16 protein-coding genes (1 of these 16 cut by a window edge) are annotated in these 12,642 nt (G+C 70.0%); 3 read left to right on the forward strand and 13 right to left on the reverse strand.

The features are described 5' to 3' along the window. Together EP757_RS00595 and EP757_RS00600 are read left to right on the forward strand one after the other, a co-directional pair. Nucleotides 1–449 carry the 3' portion of a polyphosphate kinase 2 family protein gene (locus EP757_RS00595; RefSeq protein WP_127542259.1) on the forward strand. Its footprint begins 334 nt before the window's first position, so 449 of the gene's 783 nt are visible here — the last part of the coding sequence; its start codon lies off the left edge, out of view; it ends in the stop codon at nt 447–449. Nucleotides 450–503: 54 nt separating this feature from the next. Continuing rightward, on the forward strand, nt 504–1,076 hold the full coding sequence (locus tag EP757_RS00600) for a hypothetical protein (RefSeq protein ID WP_127542260.1): 573 nt from the start codon (nt 504–506) through the stop codon (nt 1,074–1,076). On the opposite strand, the gene ptsP is transcribed toward EP757_RS00600, so the two are convergent. The 12 genes from ptsP to EP757_RS00660 form a co-directional block, all read right to left on the reverse strand. After that, complete coding sequence (gene ptsP, locus EP757_RS00605) at nt 1,069–2,853, reverse strand: phosphoenolpyruvate--protein phosphotransferase (protein ID WP_127542261.1); 1,785 nt, start codon at nt 2,851–2,853, stop codon at nt 1,069–1,071. The two genes, EP757_RS00600 and ptsP, sit on opposite strands and share 8 nt — an antisense overlap. Further along, on the reverse strand, nt 2,846–3,121 hold the full coding sequence (locus tag EP757_RS00610; RefSeq protein ID WP_127542262.1) for an HPr family phosphocarrier protein: 276 nt from the start codon (nt 3,119–3,121) through the stop codon (nt 2,846–2,848). Before EP757_RS00610 ends, ptsP begins: the two co-directional genes overlap by 8 nt. 11 nt (nt 3,122–3,132) lie before the next feature. Beyond that, the gene (locus tag EP757_RS00615) at nt 3,133–4,173 is read right to left on the reverse strand and encodes a zinc-dependent dehydrogenase (RefSeq protein WP_127542263.1); all 1,041 of its coding nucleotides are present in this window, start codon (nt 4,171–4,173) and stop codon (nt 3,133–3,135) included. Continuing rightward, entirely contained in the window at nt 4,170–4,613 is a 444-nt protein-coding gene (locus EP757_RS00620; protein WP_127542264.1) for a PTS sugar transporter subunit IIA, read from the reverse strand. The genes EP757_RS00615 and EP757_RS00620 overlap by 4 nt, the downstream gene beginning before the upstream one ends. Beyond that, nucleotides 4,606–4,914 (reverse strand): PTS lactose transporter subunit IIB, encoded by a 309-nt coding sequence (locus EP757_RS43660; RefSeq protein WP_127542265.1) that lies wholly within the window; start codon nt 4,912–4,914, stop codon nt 4,606–4,608. The genes EP757_RS00620 and EP757_RS43660 overlap by 8 nt, the downstream gene beginning before the upstream one ends. Before the next feature lie 9 nt (nt 4,915–4,923). After that, on the reverse strand, nt 4,924–6,087 hold the full coding sequence (gene mtlA / locus EP757_RS00630) for a PTS mannitol transporter subunit IICB (protein ID WP_232050301.1): 1,164 nt from the start codon (nt 6,085–6,087) through the stop codon (nt 4,924–4,926). A gap of 91 nt (nt 6,088–6,178) precedes the next feature. Next, a complete protein-coding gene (locus EP757_RS00635) occupies nt 6,179–7,288 on the reverse strand; it encodes a 1-phosphofructokinase family hexose kinase (RefSeq protein ID WP_197725496.1) in 1,110 nt (369 codons plus the stop codon). Next, a complete protein-coding gene (locus EP757_RS00640) occupies nt 7,285–8,046 on the reverse strand; it encodes a DeoR/GlpR family DNA-binding transcription regulator (protein ID WP_127542266.1) in 762 nt (253 codons plus the stop codon). The genes EP757_RS00635 and EP757_RS00640 overlap by 4 nt, the downstream gene beginning before the upstream one ends. A gap of 297 nt (nt 8,047–8,343) precedes the next feature. Further along, entirely contained in the window at nt 8,344–8,925 is a 582-nt protein-coding gene (locus tag EP757_RS00645; RefSeq protein WP_127542267.1) for a hypothetical protein, read from the reverse strand. Between the two features lie 9 nt (nt 8,926–8,934). After that, nucleotides 8,935–9,582: a nucleoside monophosphate kinase gene (locus tag EP757_RS00650; protein ID WP_127542268.1), complete on the reverse strand. Its 648-nt coding sequence runs from the start codon at nt 9,580–9,582 to the stop codon at nt 8,935–8,937. Next, nucleotides 9,575–10,150 carry a hypothetical protein gene (locus tag EP757_RS00655; RefSeq protein WP_127542269.1) on the reverse strand — a complete coding sequence of 192 codons (576 nt, stop codon included), beginning with the start codon at nt 10,148–10,150 and terminating at the stop codon, nt 9,575–9,577. The genes EP757_RS00650 and EP757_RS00655 overlap by 8 nt, the downstream gene beginning before the upstream one ends. 58 nt (nt 10,151–10,208) lie before the next feature. After that, entirely contained in the window at nt 10,209–10,697 is a 489-nt protein-coding gene (locus EP757_RS00660; RefSeq protein ID WP_127554020.1) for a type II toxin-antitoxin system PemK/MazF family toxin, read from the reverse strand. A gap of 133 nt (nt 10,698–10,830) precedes the next feature. Between EP757_RS00660 and speB the strand changes: the two genes are divergently transcribed. Further along, nucleotides 10,831–11,880: an agmatinase gene (gene speB / locus EP757_RS00665; protein WP_127542270.1), complete on the forward strand. Its 1,050-nt coding sequence runs from the start codon at nt 10,831–10,833 to the stop codon at nt 11,878–11,880. Nucleotides 11,881–11,958: 78 nt separating this feature from the next. On the opposite strand, the gene EP757_RS00670 is transcribed toward speB, so the two are convergent. Then, a complete protein-coding gene (locus EP757_RS00670; RefSeq protein WP_127542271.1) occupies nt 11,959–12,561 on the reverse strand; it encodes a TetR/AcrR family transcriptional regulator in 603 nt (200 codons plus the stop codon). Nucleotides 12,562–12,642 lie beyond the last annotated feature (81 nt).

Raw genomic sequence — 12,642 nt, forward strand, 5'->3', positions numbered from 1 at the left:
ACCGCTCCTGGTACGGGCGGGTCCTGGTGGAGCGGGTCGAAGGCTTCGCGACGACCGCGCAGTGGAAACGGGCGTACGACGAGATCGCCGAGTTCGAGCGGACGCTCACCGCCGAGGGAATGATCCTGATCAAGTTCTGGATGCACGTCTCCGAGGACGAGCAACTGCGCCGCTTCGAGGACCGCGCCCACGACCCGCTGCGCTCCTGGAAGCTGACCGACGAGGACTGGCGCAACCGCAAGAAGCGCCCGGAGTACGAGGCCGCGATCGAGGACATGCTGGCGAAGACCGACAAGCCGCGGGCCCGCTGGCAGGTCATCCCCGGTGACAGCAAGCACTACGCCCGGTTCGCCGTGGTCGAGCACGTCTGCAAGGTTCTCGAGACGAGGCTGGAGAAGCGCGGCTACGACCTGAGGGCGGCGGCGCAGCCGGGCAACCCGCAGGTATGACCGATTTGGCGTTTCAGCCCGAATTGCAGGCAAATAACCGATAATCTGCCCTCCATGAGCAGGTTCTCCCTTCGCACGGCCGTCCTCTCGCTGGGCCTCGCCGGCGTCACCATGACCGCCGGCCAGGCCCTCGCCGCGCCTCTCGCCGACCCGCCGCCGGCGAACCCGGCGCCGGCTGACGCGGCACCGGTCAACCCGGCGCCGGCTGCTGTCGCGCCCCCGGCGAAGCCCCAGCCCGCCGCCGGGAAACCCAAGCCGCCGAAGAAGCCCGCCGGACCGGCCCAGGCCATCGCCCTGGTCCGCACCGGTGGCATCGCCGGCGCCGGCCCCTCGGTCTACACCCTGGTCGGCAGCGGCGGCGGCAACGACCACAACACCCGCACTCTGCGGCTCGCCTCCAGCCGGGAGTTCATGGCGCTGCGGTCCAGCTACGTCCCGAAGGACACGTGCTGCGACCGTTTCGAGTACACGATCGAGGTCGGCTACCGGAACGGCGGCAAGAAGAAGATCGAGGCGCTGGAGGGCACCCCCGGCAACCCGAAGGTGCTCCTCGACGTCATCCACATGATGGAGACGATGCCCACGCCGAAGCCGATCGTCTTCCCGCCCGGCTTCCCGTTCAACTAGCGGCCTGCTTGCGGGCCTCCGCGGCATCGGGCGCGGCGACCGCCAGCGACGCCAGCCGCCGGCACTCGTCCAGGGAGTGCCCCGCCAGTGAGGCCCGCACCGCCGGAACCGCGCGCGGCGACATCGACAGGCTCGTCACGCCGAGGCCGACCAGGATCGGGGCGAGCGCCGGATCCGACGCCGCCTCCCCGCACACCCCGACCGGCTTCCCGGTCGCCCGGCCCGCCTCCCCGCAGATCCCGATGAGCTGCAGCAGCCCCGGCTGCCACGGATCGAGCAGGTCGGCCAGGTCGCCGCACATCCGGTCGGCGGCGAACGTGTACTGGCTCAGGTCGTTCGTCCCGATGCTCAGGAAGTCGACGACCTCGAGCAGGTCACGGGCGCGCAGCGCGGCGGCCGGCACCTCGATCATCACACCGGCCTTCGGCAGCCCGGCGTCGCGCACGGCAGCCGCGAACGTGGTCGCCTCGGCGAGCGTCGACACCATCGGCGCCATCACCCAGACGTCGGCGCCGGTCTGCGACCGGGCCTCCGCGATCGCGGCGAGCTGTGTCGCCAGCACCTCCGGGCGCTTGCGCGCGATGCGCAGGCCGCGAACACCCAGGGCAGGATTGGGCTCACCCTCCTGGTTCAGGAACGGCAGCGGTTTGTCGGCACCGGCATCGAGGGTACGGATGACCACCCTGCGGCCGGCCATCCCGGCGAAGACGGCCCGGTAAGCCTCCACCTGCTCATCGAGTCCCGGCTCCTGCGACCGGTCCAGGAACAGCAGCTCGGTGCGGAACAGGCCGACCCCTTCGACGTTCGCCTCATCGGCGGCGGCGATGTTCTTGACGGAACCGACGTTCGCGAGGAGCTTCACCTCGTACCCATCGGAGGTCTGACCCGGACCGGTCAGAGCGGAAGCCGCGGCAGCCACCTCGGCCGCCGCCCGCACCGCGGCCTGGGCCGCCGCCTCGCCGATGCCCGCGTCGACCCGGCCGGACGCGCCGTCGACCAGCACGTGGGTGCCTTCCTCGATGTCCAGGATCCCGGCGCAGGCGACCACCGCGGGCAGGCCGAGGGCACGGGCCAGGATCGCGGTGTGGCTGGTCGGACCGCCGATCTCGGTCACCAGAGCCAGGACCTGTCCAAGATCCAGATCGGCGGTGTCGGCCGGTGCGAGATCCTTCGCGGCCAGGACGAAGGGATGGCCCGGCTGCGGGACGCCCGGCATCGGCAGGCCGAGCAGCACCGCTACGGCACGGTTGCGCAGATCGTCGAGGTCGGCGACGCGTTCGGCGAGATAGCCGCCCGCCGCTTCGAAGGATTCGCGAAATACCCGGAATGCGCCGTCGATCGCGTGCGGTGCGTCGCAGCCCTCCTCGACCAGGCCCTCCTCGACCAGCTCCCGCACGCTGTCGAGCAGCGCCTCGTCCTCGGCCATCATCGCCTCGGCCCGCAGCACCTCGGCGATCGTCTCATCGGTCGCGCGGTCGGCACGCGCTCCAAGATCGGCGGCGACCTGGGCGAGGGCGCCGTAGGCCCGCGCGATCTCCGCCTCAACGTCGGCGATCCGTCCCGCGGCGGTCTCTCCGCCGACGCTCCCTCCCCCGCTGACCTCTCCGCCTGCGATCCCTCCCGCGGTGGTCTCTCCCGCGCTGACCCCTCCGGCTGCGATCCCTCCGGCTGCGATCTTGGAGCGCGGGGGCAGCGCCGGGACCGCGGCTATCCGGAGCAGCGGACCGGCGGCAACCCCGGCACAGACACCGATCCCTTGCAGGGCGATCTCAGCCATCGGAGGCGTCCAAGTCCCGGGCGAGCAGCGCGGCCAGGTCGTCGAGGGCCGCGTCGGCGCCCTCCCCCTCGGCTTCGAGGACGACCTCGGTGCCCTTCTTGGCGCCGAGCGCGAGCACCGACAGCATGCTCTTGGCCGGCACCGGCTTCTTCTCACCGACCCGGATGGTGACCTTCACCGGCGCCGCCGCGGCGGCCTCGACGAAGATCTTGGCGGGCCGGGCGTGCAGGCCGCTGGCCGAACCGACGGCAACCGTGCGCGTGGGCATTTCCGGACTCCCTAAGGCTCGATGGTTACCTTGATGGCTTCGCCGCGGGCGACGATGCCGAACGCGTCGATCGCGCCCTCCAGGGGCAGGCGGTGCGTGATCAGGTCGGCGACCGGCACCGCGCCGGTGGCGACCAGTTCGAGCGCCTCGGCGTTGTGCGACGGGCTGGACCCGTTCGCGCCGACGATCATCAGCTCCCGGTAGTGCACCAGGTTCGAGTCGCAGGTGATCGTCGGGTTGTCCTTGGGCAGGCCGCCGAAGAAACTGATCCGGCCCTGCCGGGCGGCCATCTCGATCGCCTGCTCCTGGGCCTTGCCGGACGCGGCCGCCGTGATGATCACGTCGGCGCCCCGGCCGTCGGTCAGCTTGCGGACCTCCTCGATCGGGTCGGTCTCGGCCGCGCAGATGGCGGCGTCCGGCTTCACCAGGTTCGCCGCCATGTCGAGGCGCTCCCGGTTCAGCTCGACCAGGAAGACGCGGGCCGCTCCGCGCGAGCGGGCCAGCCGTACGTGAAGGCACCCGATCGGACCCGAGCCGATGACCACGACGTCGTCGCCGGCGCCCACCCGTGCCAGGTTCTGCGCGTTCAGCGCACAGGCCAGCGGCTCGGCCACCGACGCCTCGGCGAACGAGACGCCGTCCGGGATCCGGTTCAGGCCGTCGACCTTGAGGACCTCCTTCGGCACCACCATGTACTGCGCGAAGCCGCCCTCGAAGTGGTAGCCCATCGACACCTGGTTCGGGCAGACCGTCATCCGGCCCCGCCTGCACTCGGCGCACTCACCGCACGGGATCGCGGCGATGACCTGGACCCGGTCGCCCTCGGACCAGCCGTCGACGCCGTCGCCGACCGTGACGATCTCGCCGGCGATCTCGTGGCCCATCACCCGCGGCGGGTGGATGTGGTGGTGGCCGAACTTCGAGATCTTGACGTCGGTGCCGCAGGTGGAGCAGTTACGGACGCGGATCTTCACCTCTCCCGGCCCGGCCTCGGGTTCCGGCACGTCCTCGAAGCGGACGTCGCCGGGAGCGTGGAATCGCACGACCTTCATTCGGTTTCCTCCTGGATCTTGGAAAGCAACGCCAGCACGACGTCGACGTCGGTGGCCTCTCTGAGGGACCGCGCCCGGTCCTCGTCGAGCAGCACCTCGGCCAGCGCGGCGAGCAACTCGACGTGACCGTCACCGGCGGCGGCGATGCCGACACAGACGCTCACCCGCTCGCCGTCCCAGTCGACGCCGTCCGGGAAGCGGAGCACCGCGAGGGCGTCCCGCTTCACCAGGGCCTTGCCGTCGAGGGTGCCGTGCGGAATCGCGACGCCCTCGCCGACGTAGGTGGAGATGGACTTCTCCCGGGCCAGCATCGTGTCGATGTAGCCCGGTTCGACGGCGCCGACGTCCTTCAGAACCGCGCCGCATTGCCGAATCGCGTCCTCTTTCGAGTCCGCGCTTCGGTCGAGGAGGATCGCGCGGCGCTCCAGCAGCTCAGACATTGATATCGGAGCCCTGCTGGATGGCCTTGACGATCTTGGTGACCGCCGGGTCGCCGAGGAAGATCTGGAACGGCACGATCGGCTTGCTCGGCGCCACCGAGCGAGCACGGGCGGCCAGTCCACTGTGGCAGACCACCAGGTCGGCGTCGGCGGGGATCGAGTTCACCGGGGTGTGCTCGACGGTGACACCGCTCTTGCCGAGCTGCTTGCGCAGCGTGCTCGCCAGCATCACGCTGCTGCCCATGCCGGCGTCACACGCGACGACCAGCTTCTTGATGTCCTTGCCGTTGATCGTTGCCATCAGTGCCTCCTAGGCCTTCTGCTCGCTGCCGGCGGTCTCTTCTTCGGCTTGCGCCTCGGTGCGCTGGTGCGGGATCTCCGCCTCGGTGGCGACCTCTTCCTCGGCGGCGTCGAGCTCCTGGTCCGACTTCAGCTTGCCGAAGCCGAGCAGCAGACTCGCGACGCCGAACGTCACCAGGGCGGCCAGCGTGACGCCCAGGATCATTCCGAAATAGCCGTCCCTGGCGGTCACCGCGCCGAAGGCGAAGATGCTGCCCGGAGCCGGGGACGCGACGGTTCCCGTACCGGTGATCATGAAGGTCGCGACGCCGGTCATGCCGCCCGCGATCATCGCGAGGATCAGGCGGGGCTTCATCAGCACGTACGGGAAGTAGATCTCGTGGATGCCGCCGAAGAAGTGGATGATCATCGCGGCCGGGGCGGACGGGCGCAGCGTGCGCGGACCGAAGAACAGGTACGCGGCGAGCAGGCCGAGACCCGGGCCCGGGTTCGACTCGATCATGAACAGGATCGACTTGCCCTGCTCCTGCACCTGCTGCACACCGAGCGGGCTGAACACGCCGTGGTTGATGGCGTTGTTCATGAACAGCACCTTGGCCGGCTCCACCAGCACCGACACCAGCGGCATCAGGCTGTGGGCGAGCAGCCAGTCGACGCCGTTGCCGGCGGCCTTGGTGATGCCCTCGACGACCGGGCCGATCCCCAGCTTGCCGACGATCGCGAACGCGCCACCGATGATGCCGGCCGAGAAGTTGTCGATCAGCATTTCGAAGCCCGGCCGGACTCTTCCTTCAATGGCCGAATCGAAGAGCTTCAGCACGTACGCCGTGAGCGGGCCGATGATCATCGCACCCAGGAACATCGGCACTTCCGCGCCGACGACGACACCGAACGTCGCGACAGCGCCGACCACCGCGCCCCGCTGACCGTGGACCATCCGGCCACCGGTGTAACCGATCAGCACCGGGAGCAGGTACTTGATCATCGGGTCGACGAGCTGGGCCAGATTCTCGTTCGGGATCCAGCCGACCGGGATGAACAGGGCGGTGATCAGACCCCAGGCGATGAGCGCGCCGATGTTGGGCATGACCATGCCGGCGAGGTGGCCGCCGATCTTCTGGACACGGGCCTTGAAGCCTGTGCCGGTGACCGAGGGTGTGTAGGTAGAAGCCATGACGATCTCCATTCGTCGCCAGGGGCCCGCCAGATTTATACGATTTATCGGGCGGAAAGAGGGTGAGAGGGGGTGGTGCTACTTGCGCGTTTCAGTCGCGGATCAGTGGTCGTTCCGGATCCGGGCCGCGGTCGATGCGGATCTTCGTACGATCAAGGTCTTGTGGTCTCGGCATCCTGCTGCCCGGAAGGCTCACCGCTGCCGCGCCCCACGCCAGGCCCTCGACCAGAGCCTTCTCGCCGGCGGCTCCGGCTGCCAGGAAGCCGGCCAGCAGCGCGTCGCCCGCGCCGACGGTGCTTCGCGGCACGCTCACCGGTGAGACGCCGGTCAGGACTCCGGACTCGCTCACCAGCACCGCACCCGCCGCGCCGAGGCTGGCCAGGACGGTGCCCGCCCCCGCCTCGCGCAACCGCTCGCAGGCCCGGATGACGTCGCCGAGCGTCGCCAGCCCGGTCTCCGCCTTGCCCGCGCCGTGGCCCGCGCCACTGCCCGCGCCGTGGCCTGCGCCGATGCCCGCGACCAGGCCTGCGCCGTGGCCTGCGCCGTGGCCTGCGCCGATGCCCGCGACCAGGCCTGCGCCATTGCCCGCGACCGAGCCTGCGCCAGGGCCTGCGCCGAGGCCGGCCAGCGCCTCGGCCAGTTCCTCGCGGTTGGGCTTGATCAGGGCCGCACCCGCCGCCACTCCGGCCAGCAGCGCCGGGCCGCTGCTGTCGACGGCGAGACGGACACCGGACTTCACCAGGCGCTCGCACAGGTCGGTGAAGGCGGCGATCGTCGGCCCCGGCGGGAGACTGCCGCAGATCACCACCCAGTCGGCGCTGCTCGCGGCGTTCAGCACGGCCTCGCTGACCTGAGCGAACTCGGCGTCCGTCAGCGTCGGCCCGGCCTCGTTGATTTTGGTGACCGTCCCGTCCGGTTCGGCCAGGGTGATGTTGGAACGTGTCCGTCCGGCGATCGGCACGGCCAGCATCTCGACACCCTCGGCGTTGAGGAGGTCGACGAGCTGGTCACCTTCCGCGCCACCGGCCGGCACCACGGCGGTCGAGCGGATCCCGTTCGCCAGCAGCGCCCGGGAGACGTTCACTCCCTTGCCACCCGGGTCGATGTGCGAGTCGGCGGCCCGCAGCACCTCGCCGCGGACGAGCGCGTCGACTTCGAGCGCGCGGTCGACGCTGGGGTTCAGGGTGACGGTGAGGATCACGCCTTCACCAGCCGCACGCCGGCCGTCTCCACCTCGGCGGCGAGCTCGCCGTCGAGGCCGTGATCGGTGATCAGCAGGTCCAGGTCGGCGAGGCCGCCGAACCGGGCCAGGTAATCGTTGCCGATCTTGGTGTGATCGGCGAGCAGCACCACCCGGCGGGCCGCGGCGATCATCGCCCGCTTGACGGCCGCCTCGGCCGGGTCCGGAGTGGTCATGCCCCGCTCGACGCTGCATCCGTTGGTGCCCATGAAGGCGACGTCGACATACATCTCCGCGAGCGGCCTCATCGCCCAGTCGTCCACTGTGGCCATCGTCTTGCCGCGGACCCGGCCGCCGAGCAGCAGGACCGTGAGGTTCGGCTTCAGGCCGAGCGTCGAGGCGAGCACCGGCGAGTTGACCACCACGGTCAGCTCGCGGTCGGCCGGCAGCAGCTGGGCGAGGCGTGCCGTCGTGGTCCCGGCGTCGAGGATGATCGCGCCGTCCTCGGGGACCTCGGCGAGCGCCGCCTTGGCGATCCGCTCCTTCTCACTGATCAGCACCGCGTCACGGGTGGCGAGGGCCGGCTCGAACCCCAGCCGCTCCACCGGGATGGCCCCGCCGTGCACGCGGCGCAGGACACCGGCCCGTTCCAGCACGGTCAGATCCCGGCGGATCGTCTCGGCCGTCACGCCGAAGGCATCGGCCAGCGCCACCACATCGACCCGGCCCTCGGCCCGGGCTCGCTGGACGATCTCCTGCTGGCGTTCCTCCGCGTACATCCACTCACCGCCCGGCTCGTTTTGGCTTTGTCTTTGTTTACGCCCGCTTGTGCCCGAACGCAATATGTCAAAGAGATTTCGGTCTCCTTACACGCCAACTTTTCCGCGTAGGGACCGACCAAAGTGGCACTGAGCGAGATATCGGGCGCACTCGACGTAACGGATAGAAGATCACAACTCCGTCGCCGATGTCCGTTCATGTGGGTCCAGAGACAGCTCTGCCGTCCAGCCGGGTCCGGTCGGCTGGACGGCAGGGCGACGATGCGGGCGCCGGGACAGCGCCGAGGTACAGCCGGGTCAGCTCGTGGCCCGAGCCCTCATCAACGCGAGCATCCCCAGGTCCGGGGCCAGGGCGCCGTCCTGACCGAGTGCGAGGAAATCGGCCTCCACGGCAGCCAGCGGCAGGGTGCCGGCCAGCACCGCGTGGTAGCGGACCAGCGACCAGACGAACACGTCGACGGTGTCGAAGCGGGTGTTCGCCTCGATCACCTCTTCCTCGTGGAACCAGACGGCGACCTGCCCGTTCGTGAGGACCACGTAGTAGTTGCCGCCGCCGTCGGCGCCGATGGAGTACACGTCGTCGTCGGTGAGCGGCGTGGAGTAGTCGGAATCGAGGATGCCGCAGTCGTTGGCCGCGAAGTCGAAACCGTAGGACCAGTCGGCGATGTCGAGTTCGGCGGGGACGCGCTCACCCCGTACGAGGGCGTCGAAAGCGGCAAGGGCGGCAGCGGCCGCAACCGGCAGCCGGGAGAGGAAGGGACCGACCGGCCTGGCGTCCTCCCCGACCTCGGCGGGATCGGAGGAGGGGAACCAGCGCGCAAGATCTGCTTCCAGATCGCGCTGAACATATCCGGTCAGCTCATCAACGGTGATGGTCACCGGCGGATGCTAGCCCTTGTACGGCGGAAGCCCCAGCGTCGTACGAATGGCCTGCTGGATTTCCTCCAGCGGCGGCCGGCCGTCCACGTCGTGCACGACTTCCTTGCGCCGGAACAGCTCCAGAACCGGTCGCGTCTTCTCGTGGTAGTCCCGCAGCCGCGCCTCCAGGGCCTCCGGCGTGTCGTCGGCCCGGGTGACCAGCTCGTGGCCGCAGATGTCGCAGCGGCCCTCCTGCTCGGGCCGGTCGGCGATCAGGTTGTAGTCCATGCCGCAGTTCGGGCACAGCCGCCGTGAGAGAACCCGGCGCCGCACCTCGTCGTCCGGGAGTTCGAGGTGGATGACGGCGTCGATGTCGTAGCTCTCCATGAAGAACTCGGCCTGCCGCCCGTTGCGCGGGAACCCGTCGATGATGAAGCCGTAGTTCCAGTCGTGCTGGTCGAGCCGCCGGCGCACCACCGACTCCACGAGGTCGTCGTCGACCAGTTCGCCGGCTGCCATGATCCGCTTGACCTGCGCGCCCAGCTTCGTGTGGTTGCGCACCTGCCAGCGGAAGATGTCGCCGACGCTGATGTGCACGAGGTCGAACTCCTCGCGCAGCAGCTTGCTCTGGGTGCCCTTGCCGCTGCCCTGGACTCCCATGATCACGTATTTACGCATCCGCGGCTCCCACCAGCAGGGGACCGGGCGCGATCCCGGTCAGAGTGGTCGGGTCGATACTCCACGCGGCCGCCACCCGGAACACGTCACGCTCGGCGACCAGCACGGTGGCTTCCTCGTCCAGCTCGCCGGGCAGTCCGGCGTCCCGCTCCGCCGGGTCGGGGTCACCGAACCACGACGTCACCTCACCGGTCTGTCCTACATATCCGAACGCCCGCACCAGCTCACCCTGGGCCGCGCGCTGCCATCGATGCAACTCGGTCACCCGATGCGTGGCGAAATACTGCACCTCGGTGCCGAGCGTCGCGGAGAGCCCGACGATGTCCAGGTCGGGCCGCAGCAGCCAGCGGCCGGCGGCCAGGACCCACTTCGTGTCCCGGGCGCCGGACAGCGGCGGGGTGATCGCGACCCGGTCGTCGGTGAGGTGAGCCAGATCCAGTCCGGCGCGCCAGGTGACCGTTCCCAGATCGCGGAGGCCGAGCGCGGCCAGGACCGCGCCCGGCTCGCTGCCGGCGACGGCGAGCCAGGCCTGTTTACCGCCGAAGCCGGTCATGACGTCCACATCCATACCGCAAAACTATCCGGATCGCGCGCGAACTGTCCGGTTACGTCGGTCTCAGCGCGGGTCAGGGCCACCCGTAGGTGCGCCGCAGGATGGCGGCGACCCGGTCGAAGCGCGGGCGGTCCAGGATCGCGCCCTCGCGCCGGATGCCGTCCTCGTCGACTTCGAGAACCCGGTCCAGCCGCACCCAGCTGGGTCGCTTGTCGCGGTCCCAGTCGCCCGGGCCGAGCGCCAGCCAGTGCCGCTGCCCGTCCCGCTCGCTCTGGCTCGACAGCATCAGGCCGAGCAGCGTGCGCGCGTCCCGGCCGACCACCAGCACCGGGCGGTCCTTGCCCTGGCTCGGGTCGTCCTCGTAGGGCACCCACGTCCAGACGATCTCACCGGGGTCGGCGTCACCGTCCAGATCGGGCGCATAGGCCAGATGCCTTCCCTGCTGCGGCTTCGGAACGACGCGCGGCGGCTTGGGCTGGGTTCTCGGTGCGGCTTTCCGCGGCGGCGCGGGCTTGGGCGCGCTTTTCTCTCCTTGTACGGGCGGAGCACCCGATCCGAACAGATCCCGGAAGAACGACCTCAGCGATTCGAACACCGGGCCACCTTACGAGGTTGATCTCCCCAACACACTGTACGGCCATACAGTATGGCGATACAGTCCGCGTCGACTCGATCCGTCGGAAAGGATGAACCGCATGACCCGCTACGGACCGATGTTCGGCCCCGACATCACGTTCCTCGGTGTTCCGGCCTGCGATTGGCAAGAACCCTCGACGTACGCCGACGCCGACGTGGTGATCATCGGCGCGCCCTTCGACGGCGGCACCTCACACCGGCCCGGCGCCCGTTTCGGCCCCCAGGTGATCCGCGGCACCGACTACCTGCCGCAGGACGGATCGCGCCCGCACATGGCGATGCGGGTCGACGCGCTCACCGGCGACCTCACCGTCAAGGACGCCGGCGACCTCGAAGTGTTCAGTGGCGAGATCCAGCGCAGCTGCGCCACGATCGAGGAAGCCGTCGCGTTCGTCTCCGGCCACGGTGCGATCCCGCTGATCCTCGGCGGCGACCACACGATCACCTGGCCGGACGCCACCGGGGTGTCCCGGACCTATGGCAAAGGCAAGATCGCCCTGATCCACTTCGACGCGCACGCCGACACCGGCGACATCGAGTTCGGTTCGCTCTACGGCCACGGCCAGCCGATGCGCCGCCTCATCGAATCCGGCGCGGTCCGCGGCGACCGCTTCCTCCAGCTGGGCCTGCGCGGCTACTGGCCGGGCCCGGAGACCTTGGACTGGATGGCCGACCAGCGGATGAACTCGTTCCACATGAGCGAGATCGTCGAACGCGGCCTGGACGCGGTACTGGACAACGCCTTCGAGATCGCCCTGGACGGCTGCGACGGCGTCTTCCTCTCCGTCGACATCGACGTCTGCGACCCCGGCCACGCCCCCGGGACCGGCACCCCCGAACCCGGCGGCCTCACCGCCCGCCAGCTGCTCGACGCCGTATCCCGCATCTGCCACGAACTCCCCGTCGTCGGCATGGACATCGTCGAGGTCTCCCCACCCTTCGACCACGCCGAGATCACCGCCATGCTCGGCAACCGCGTAGTCCTCGAAGCCCTCTCCGGCATGGCCCGCCGGCGAAAGGACGGCGACGGCCCGCGCTGGAAACGTTCCACACCACTGTTGAAGGGCAGAGGAACGCAGTCCACGCCCGACGACCAGCCGGCGTCCTAGGAACCCAGCCAGACTCGATCACCTCCGGCTCGGTCCTCCGGGCTCGTGCTCGGGGCTCTGGGCTCGTGCTCTGGCGTCCTAGGAACCCAGGTCGAAGTCTGGCCCGCCCGGCCGGCGTCCCAGGAGTCTGGACAGGCCGTCGGTCAACAGGCGCTGGGCGGCGGCTCGGGAGAGGTCAGGGTCGCCGAGGACCACCGGCAGGGCCAGGCCGTCGATCAGGGCCAGGATCAGGCGGGCCGTCTCCATCGGGTCGCCGAAGCCGCCGGCTCGGACCTCGGCGGCTATCAGGTCGTGCCAGCGGCGGTAGTCGCCGAGGACGTCCGCTCGTACGCCCGGATCGCGGGACGCCCAGCGCCAGCTCTCCACCCAGAGGCGCCAGGCGGTGTCGCTGCCGACCGCGCCGGTCAGGTGCGTCGCCACGGTGAGCAGCCGCTCCCCCGGGTCGGTGAGGGCGGCCAGGCGTTCGCCGACCAGGTCGAAGTCGCGTTGGGCGGCGTGCCGGAAGACCGCGATGAGCATGTCCTCGCGGGTGCCGAAGTAATACTGCAGCGTGGATACGCCGACGCCGGTCGCCTCGGTCACGTCACTGAAACGGGTGGCGTCGGCCCCGCGGGCGGCGACGACCTCACCGGCGGCGGCGAGGACTTCGACGCGTCTTCCCGCGGACCGGCGTTCGCTCACCCTGCGATCTTCTCAGCCCACGGAGTCCTGGGTTCATCCCGGTGATGCCTCCGGGTCCCGAAGGGCGACGGCGACGGCGGC

The sequence above is a fragment of the Actinoplanes sp. OR16 genome, assembly GCF_004001265.1.
In the GTDB taxonomy this organism is placed as follows: domain Bacteria; phylum Actinomycetota; class Actinomycetes; order Mycobacteriales; family Micromonosporaceae; genus Actinoplanes.